A 6,785-nucleotide genomic window follows, 5' to 3' on the forward strand; every position below is an offset into this window, starting at 1 on the left:
CTGCCTAATAAACTTCGACTCTGCTAAAAAAGCCAAAATACTCTAAAAGTAGCATAAGCTACTTTCGAATATCCCGGCTTACTGGTCTACATTTGATGTGCGTCACACGCAGCGAACACATTCAATTCAAACATAAATTATTTAGCTAAACTAGCTTTTAATGCATCTACTTTATCTGTTTTTTCCCATGGCAAGTCAACATCTGTACGTCCAAAATGACCATATGCAGCTGTTTGTTTATAGATTGGACGACGCAAATCAAGCATTTCGATGATTCCCGCAGGACGTAAGTCAAAGTTTTCTCTTACCGCAGCAATCAACGCTTCTTCTGGCACTTCTGCCGTTCCAAAGGTATTGATTGAGATCGAAACAGGTTGAGCGACACCGATTGCATAAGCCAATTGGACTTCTACTTTACGAGCAAGTCCTGCTGCTACGATATTTTTCGCAATGTAACGTGCCGCATAACTTGCTGAACGGTCAACTTTCGTTGCATCCTTCCCAGAGAAAGCACCGCCGCCATGACGGGCATATCCACCATACGTATCAACAATGATTTTTCGTCCTGTCAATCCAGCATCTCCTTGAGGTCCGCCGATCACAAAACGTCCAGTAGGGTTAATATAATATTTTGTTTGTTCGTCCAGTAGTTCTGCTGGAATAACTTCTTTGATCACTTTTTCAATGACATCTTGACGAATAGTTGCATTATCAACTGCATCATCATGTTGTGTCGAAATAACGATCGTATCAACTCTTTCTGGTTGTCCTTGGTCATTATATTCTACAGTGACTTGTGATTTTGCATCTGGGCGCAAATATGTTAATTCTTTTGATTTACGCAATTCAGCTAAACGTCGTACTAAGCGATGACTTAAGGCAATTGGTAATGGCATCAATTCTGGTGTTTCGTCCACTGCAAAACCAAACATCAATCCTTGGTCACCAGCGCCGATTTCATCTAATAAATCTCTTTCTTTTTCGTCACGGATCTCAAGTGCTTCATCCACCCCTTGAGCGATATCTGGTGACTGCTCGTCAATTGCTGCCAATACTGCTACAGTGTCACCATCAAAGCCGAACTTTGCACGAGTATAACCAATCTCTTTGACTGTCTCACGTACTACTTTTTGGATATCCACATATGCTGTTGTAGAGATTTCGCCAAATACTAAAACTAGCCCCGTCGTTACAGACGTCTCACAAGCTACTCTTGCATTTGGGTCTTGTTCTAGGATCGCATCTAAAATCGCATCACTGATTTGATCAGCGACCTTATCCGGATGTCCTTCTGAAACAGATTCTGATGTAAATAAATGTCTTTCTACCATAATTATGATTCCCCCTAGTTAAATTCGGTTACAAGGCATCTCCGTTCGTACGGATCCTCTCGGGAACTTGCAACGAGTCAAGTATAGCAGATAAACAGATTTTACGCTCGTTTTTTCGTAGTTCTTTAGAAAAAAAATGGCAACTTTCAATAATAAGCGACATTTAACCTCAACTGAGTTAGCAAGCTGACGCAAAAGCTTTTTACCTATCTTTTATTATACTAGTTTGCCTATCCTTTTGATTATTTTGTCACCGTGACTTGCTTTTTACATTTGGTTTTCTTACTAAAGGAACATTGATTTTTGACCGCCGATGCCTGTTTGCTGCGATGAATCATTGTAGCAAATTGGTTGGTCAAAGGAGCCGAAGCACCTGTTGCGACTCCAGCAGGCGTCAGCTGGGATTGAGAAACTTTAGCAAACGAATCGACGGTTGACTGACTCTCTACCTGATAGGAACATGTTTTGGATTCGATGCCAATCCGTTCGCAAATGTGACTTTCTATTTCTTTATTCTTTTCTACAAGGCAAGCAATAAAATATTTAGCCATTTCTTTTGCTACTGGGATCTTGATATATGGCAGTCTTTCTTCTAGCATTTTTAGTTCATTGACGTTGCTTTGCAATTCTTTGTATAAATCAGAGGTTGCTATCACGCAGATTTCTTTGCCTAATAATGTACCTGTTGGTCCCACAGATTGTATGATTTTTCCTTTCAGAAAGCAATCAAAAATAAGCGGGATTCTCCCCCCATTATTCATTATTTCATCAATATAAAGATCATTACCAAATAAGATGCGTATATCTCCGTAGCGAGAGTATTTATGTAAATCTCCATTTCCTGCCTCACTTTGTTTCGATTGATTTTTTCGATAAATATAATACCCAAAGAGATAGTCAAAATTTAAGTTCCATTCTTGATTATCTCCCTTCATGGCTTCAACAAATCGACGTTTCATCTCTAAAGATGCGAGGTCTTGCACTTCCGTATTCCATTTAGGCGTTATTCGATCCGATAGCTGTAAATCAAATAGATCTTTTTTACAATGGAACAATGCCACTCTTAGTGCAGCTTCCATTTCAATGATCCCACAATTACCTGTTGTTTGAGGTGCGAGTTTTATCGTTGGGATCTCCTTGAATCTATGTGAGAGTGATTCGATTCGTTTTAATATCCCATAGGGTTTAAATTCATAAAAATCTCGCGCAGAGAACAGCACTCGGCTGAACTCTTGGATTTTATCCATCGGTATTTTAACGTAAGATAAAGCACCAGTTTTCAGTGTTTCTTCTTTATCTACTTGCATCACCATGAACTCATTTTCTCTCTTATATACAATCAAACCTGATATGTGTCCATTTCTTACCGGATCTAGCGTCTTAAAACAAGCTGGAATCAGTAAAAAGTCGGTTGAATCATTATTTCGTAATTTTTCCAACATACTTTGAATACTATTTGCCTGTTTTAGTTGATTCAGTTCGTTTGATTGGTTTAAAGAAGTAATAATATTTGCTTGCCTTTTTTCATCGATAAAAAAACCATCTTTATCAGTTTCGATCATTTTGATATAGGTCGAAAAAAGTAATTCATAAACCTCTGGAAAAAGAAAACTATCATCATTTCTTTTTAACGATAACGTTAAAGCGAGCATGTCCATCCTTCTTGTAAAATCTTGTTTTTGCTTTTGTTTCAATTCTTCTTTTTTAATAAAATTACTCCGATCTTTTTGTTCTAAGTTCATTGGTAGAACCTTTTGCCATTGACTTTCTCTTTTCAAATCGGACTGCTTTCTTTGCATCATAATCCGCCGTTTTATTTCGCTGTTGATATCGTCATATCGGTCATCCAACCTTGAAAGGATACGTTTTGTCATTTCTTTTGCTACAGGACTTTTGATCATTGTTAACCGATCTTCATACATCTGCATCATTATTCCATCAAGATAGAGTGTTTCTGTTAACTTTTTGAATTTGACTTGAGTAAGCACTTGATCATACAGTAACGCTGTCGGCTGAACTGCCCATTCAAGTCTATTTTTTAGGATTGCTTCGTTTGAGGTTTGATCTTTTCCATTTGTAGCGATCATTGTAAGGATATAAGGGTCCCTAGCAAAAATATTTTGTATACTTCTGTTCCACCATTCATGTTGGTTATTACTCGGTAAGAGTGGATTTATCCTCTTCTCCCCTATCCGATATAAGTAATAGTCAAAAACATGATCAAATACTTCATTCCACGTTTTATTCTCTCCTTTTACTGCTTCAAGAAATCTTTTTCGCATTTCTAGATTCGCCTGATTGACAAAAGGATTCCATACAGGCGTTACTTTTCCAGCAGTATCCAATGAAAAGATATCGGTTCTGCAATGAAACAATAGGACTTTTAATGTATCTTCCACTTCCTTCGTTTTGCTATGATCCATTCCTTGTCTTCCTATTGTTAAAGCAGGGATTACTTGGAAGCCCTCAGAGAGCAACTCGATGTCCTTAAGTAAAGAAAATGGTCTGGGATTTAAAGAGTCCCGTTCAAAATAAATGATTTTACTTAGCATTTCTGCCTTTGCTACTGGAATCTTCGCATAAGATACTTGACCACTACTGAACTGTTCTTCGCTATCTACTTTGACCACAATCAACTTATTTTCTTTCTTATAAACAATCAATCCAAAAAACTGTGGAGAAACGTGTTCATCTTCAACTAGATTCGTCAATACGGATAAAAGCATAAAATCAGTTGGATCATCGCTCCTCATTTTTCCAAAAGCCTCCCAAAGCAAGGTATGATTCTTGTATGTAAGAAAATCCTGTGATCGTTGCAATGACTCAACCACTTTTGATTGTTTTTGTTTCTCTAAAAAAAAATGGTCAACATCGGTCTCGATCATTTTTTTGTAGGTCGAAAAAAGCAACCTATATTTTTCTAGTGAAATTAACTTTCTATCTTCGTTTAATGATAATGTCGTCGCTAACATGTCTAATCTTTTTATAAAATCATTTTTATTTCCACTCGTTTCTCTAGTTACCTCATTCACTATGCTACCTCCAATGATTCTATTATTTACATACTCATCCACCTCTAAGAGTATAGTATTTCCGCATTTAAATTTTTCCCACTTATTTTGAAATCACGAAAAAGTGCTTTTTCATAACATCTTAGCTCGCCATAAGAATCACCTCATATCAAACTAGTAGCTATGACCAAAGTGCTGTAAGCGGATATGAGCAAGCTATTTAAATAGTTTTTTTAGTAAAAAATATAAAAACAACTCGCTTTCACTTGGCATAAATTCAGTTCAAACTCATTCATGGCTCTCGTCGAATACCAAAAAAGAGCAATACGTCGATTATGCAGTCTGAACCGCCCCCAAAAGTTAGACCAAAAATCTATTTTTTTGGTGATCACTACAAAAATCATTCAAACCAATTTAGTAAAAAAGAGCAAAAAAAAAGATACTCTCAAAAGTATCTTCGATGACCCGTACGGGATTCGAACCCGTGTTACCGCCGTGAAAGGGCGGTGTCTTAACCGCTTGACCAACGGGCCAGGTAAAAATATGAAAATAATGGGCCTAAATGGACTCGAACCATCGACCTCACGCTTATCAGGCGTGCGCTCTAACCAGCTGAGCTATAGGCCCATAAAAACTAAAGCGGGTGACGAGAATCGAACTCGCGACAACAGCTTGGAAGGCTGTGGTTTTACCACTAAACTACACCCGCAGTATGGCGCGGGACAGAATCGAACTGCCGACACATGGAGCTTCAATCCATTGCTCTACCAACTGAGCTACCGAGCCAAACGGTTCCGACGGGAATCGAACCCGCGATCTCCTGCGTGACAGGCAGGCATGTTAACCCCTACACCACGGAACCAATGTTTTTAGTTTTTAATTGCGGGAGCAGGATTTGAACCTACGACCTTCGGGTTATGAGCCCGACGAGCTACCAGACTGCTCCATCCCGCGATAATATAAAAAAGGAGGATAAGGGATTCGAACCCTTGCACGGTTTTACCCGCCTGACGGTTTTCAAGACCGTTCCCTTCAGCCGGACTTGGGTAATCCTCCAATATAAAGCTAATGACCCGTACGGGATTCGAACCCGTGTTACCGCCGTGAAAGGGCGGTGTCTTAACCGCTTGACCAACGGGCCAGATAAAAATGAAACGGAGAAGGAGGGATTTGAACCCTCGCGCCGGTTTCCCGACCTACACCCTTAGCAGGGGCGCCTCTTCAGCCACTTGAGTACTTCCCCAAAACCATTAAGATTTTGAATAAATGGGCCTAAATGGACTCGAACCATCGACCTCACGCTTATCAGGCGTGCGCTCTAACCAGCTGAGCTATAGGCCCATAAAAACTAAAAGCGGGTGACGAGAATCGAACTCGCGACAACAGCTTGGAAGGCTGTGGTTTTACCACTAAACTACACCCGCGTGGCGGTCCCGACGGGAATCGAACCCGCGATCTCCTGCGTGACAGGCAGGCATGTTAACCCCTACACCACGGAACCAATGTTTTTAGTTTTTAATTGCGGGAGCAGGATTTGAACCTACGACCTTCGGGTTATGAGCCCGACGAGCTACCAGACTGCTCCATCCCGCGATAATATGAAAAGGAGGATAAGGGATTCGAACCCTTGCACGGTTTTACCCGCCTGACGGTTTTCAAGACCGTTCCCTTCAGCCGGACTTGGGTAATCCTCCAATATGAAATACAACGTCGCTATGGACCTTGTAGGACTCGAACCTACGACCGGACGGTTATGAGCCGTCTGCTCTAACCAACTGAGCTAAAGGTCCAGGCTCTTAAATAATCGCGGCGGAGGGGATCGAACCCCCGACCTCCCGGGTATGAACCGGACGCTCTAGCCAGCTGAGCTACACCGCGAAAAAAAGTATTCATTATTTAAATGAAATGGAGCCTAGCGGGATCGAACCGCTGACCTCCTGCGTGCAAAGCAGGCGCTCTCCCAGCTGAGCTAAGGCCCCTTGAAACTATTTACTAATCGGGAAGACAGGATTCGAACCTGCGACCCCTTGGTCCCAAACCAAGTGCTCTACCAAGCTGAGCTACTTCCCGTAAAACTAACGCGCCCAAGAGGAGTCGAACCCCTAACCTTTTGATCCGTAGTCAAACACTCTATCCAATTGAGCTATGGGCGCATATTTGTAATGCCGAGGACCGGAATCGAACCGGTACGGTGATCACTCACCGCAGGATTTTAAGTCCTGTGCGTCTGCCAGTTCCGCCACCCCGGCGCGTAGTACATTGGCAAAGCGGAAAACGGGGTTCGAACCCGCGACCCCCACCTTGGCAAGGTGGTGCTCTACCACTGAGCTATTTCCGCGTATTTACGATGCCGGCTAAAGGACTTGAACCCTCGACCCTCTGATTACAAATCAGATGCTCTACCAACTGAGCTAAGCCGGCGTAAAAAATAGAAACAATCATA

Annotated in this window: 2 protein-coding genes, 22 tRNA genes and 1 riboswitch; all 24 genes read right to left on the reverse strand. The window is 41.4% G+C overall.

Annotation, left to right across the window (positions count from 1 at the left end):
• Positions 1–137: 137 nt before the first annotated feature.
• Complete coding sequence (metK, locus tag IGK01_RS12825) at positions 138–1,331, reverse strand: methionine adenosyltransferase (RefSeq protein WP_010734128.1); 1,194 nt, start codon at positions 1,329–1,331, stop codon at positions 138–140.
• Positions 1,329–1,409, reverse strand: a riboswitch (SMK box riboswitch). Its footprint overlaps the gene before it by 3 nt.
• Before the next feature lie 164 nt (positions 1,410–1,573).
• Positions 1,574–4,363 (reverse strand): hypothetical protein, encoded by a 2,790-nt coding sequence (locus IGK01_RS12830; protein WP_438840811.1) that lies wholly within the window; start codon positions 4,361–4,363, stop codon positions 1,574–1,576.
• A gap of 440 nt (positions 4,364–4,803) precedes the next feature.
• Positions 4,804–4,875, reverse strand: a tRNA-Glu gene (locus IGK01_RS12835).
• Positions 4,876–4,895: 20 nt separating this feature from the next.
• Positions 4,896–4,969 (reverse strand) — tRNA-Ile (locus IGK01_RS12840).
• An 11-nt stretch (positions 4,970–4,980) separates the two neighbouring features.
• Positions 4,981–5,051 (reverse strand) — tRNA-Gly (locus IGK01_RS12845).
• Positions 5,052–5,055: 4 nt separating this feature from the next.
• Positions 5,056–5,128 (reverse strand) — tRNA-Phe (locus tag IGK01_RS12850).
• Between the two features lie 3 nt (positions 5,129–5,131).
• Positions 5,132–5,204 (reverse strand) — tRNA-Asp (locus IGK01_RS12855).
• Between the two features lie 18 nt (positions 5,205–5,222).
• Positions 5,223–5,296 (reverse strand) — tRNA-Met (locus IGK01_RS12860).
• A 12-nt stretch (positions 5,297–5,308) separates the two neighbouring features.
• A tRNA-Ser gene (locus tag IGK01_RS12865) sits at positions 5,309–5,398 on the reverse strand.
• A 13-nt stretch (positions 5,399–5,411) separates the two neighbouring features.
• Positions 5,412–5,483 (reverse strand) — tRNA-Glu (locus tag IGK01_RS12870).
• A 14-nt stretch (positions 5,484–5,497) separates the two neighbouring features.
• Positions 5,498–5,585 (reverse strand) — tRNA-Ser (locus IGK01_RS12875).
• A 24-nt stretch (positions 5,586–5,609) separates the two neighbouring features.
• Positions 5,610–5,683 (reverse strand) — tRNA-Ile (locus IGK01_RS12880).
• Between the two features lie 12 nt (positions 5,684–5,695).
• Positions 5,696–5,766, reverse strand: a tRNA-Gly gene (locus IGK01_RS12885).
• 1 nt (position 5,767) lies between these two features.
• Positions 5,768–5,843, reverse strand: a tRNA-Asp gene (locus tag IGK01_RS12890).
• An 18-nt stretch (positions 5,844–5,861) separates the two neighbouring features.
• Positions 5,862–5,935, reverse strand: a tRNA-Met gene (locus IGK01_RS12895).
• A gap of 11 nt (positions 5,936–5,946) precedes the next feature.
• Positions 5,947–6,036: transfer RNA gene (locus IGK01_RS12900), tRNA-Ser, on the reverse strand.
• Between the two features lie 22 nt (positions 6,037–6,058).
• Positions 6,059–6,132 (reverse strand) — tRNA-Ile (locus IGK01_RS12905).
• A 14-nt stretch (positions 6,133–6,146) separates the two neighbouring features.
• Positions 6,147–6,220: transfer RNA gene (locus tag IGK01_RS12910), tRNA-Met, on the reverse strand.
• A 28-nt stretch (positions 6,221–6,248) separates the two neighbouring features.
• Positions 6,249–6,321, reverse strand: a tRNA-Ala gene (locus IGK01_RS12915).
• A 17-nt stretch (positions 6,322–6,338) separates the two neighbouring features.
• A tRNA-Pro gene (locus tag IGK01_RS12920) sits at positions 6,339–6,412 on the reverse strand.
• Between the two features lie 9 nt (positions 6,413–6,421).
• Positions 6,422–6,495: transfer RNA gene (locus IGK01_RS12925), tRNA-Arg, on the reverse strand.
• Positions 6,496–6,505: 10 nt separating this feature from the next.
• Positions 6,506–6,591: transfer RNA gene (locus tag IGK01_RS12930), tRNA-Leu, on the reverse strand.
• 17 nt (positions 6,592–6,608) lie between these two features.
• A tRNA-Gly gene (locus IGK01_RS12935) sits at positions 6,609–6,680 on the reverse strand.
• A 10-nt stretch (positions 6,681–6,690) separates the two neighbouring features.
• Positions 6,691–6,763: transfer RNA gene (locus IGK01_RS12940), tRNA-Thr, on the reverse strand.
• Positions 6,764–6,785: the final 22 nt, after the last annotated feature.

Source organism: Enterococcus sp. AZ080, assembly GCF_051714945.1.
GTDB lineage: Bacteria > Bacillota > Bacilli > Lactobacillales > Enterococcaceae > Enterococcus_B > Enterococcus_B pernyi.

What these genes read in the sequence shown, in the direction of transcription:
- metK (WP_010734128.1), bottom strand. Translation starts at nt 1,331, where the DNA reads ATGGTAGAAAGACATTTATTTACATCAGAATCTGTTTCAGAAGGACAT.